The 251-nt window shown below is 66.9% G+C and carries 1 pseudogene; it reads right to left on the bottom strand.

Features of this window, described 5'->3' with window-relative positions:
• Positions 1–251: pseudogene (locus SB764_RS42940) on the bottom strand (GGDEF domain-containing protein); the annotation flags it as partial.

Below are 251 nucleotides of genomic sequence, written 5' to 3'. Positions count from 1 at the left end.
AGGCCCTGCCGGTTCAGCAGGCCCGTCAGCGCGTCGGTATGGGCGTGGCGGCGGTATTTCTCTATGGCGTCGTAGCTTGTCGCGATGAACACCGCGAAGGTCAGCACGATGCTCCCGAGCAGCCCGGTGTACTGGATCAGGATGCCCCACACGGACGTGCGCCATTCTCCCGCCGCGAGCGCGGGCGTCGGCGCGGCGAGGTACAGGATGCACTGGCCCGTCAGCACCAGCGCGATGAAAAGGAAAGCGGC

The organism is Paraburkholderia sp. SIMBA_027, from assembly GCF_046535315.1.
Lineage (GTDB): Bacteria > Pseudomonadota > Gammaproteobacteria > Burkholderiales > Burkholderiaceae > Paraburkholderia > Paraburkholderia tropica.
The sequence above is the reverse complement of the archived record's forward strand: the minus strand, read 5'-3'. Positions and strand labels throughout refer to the sequence as shown.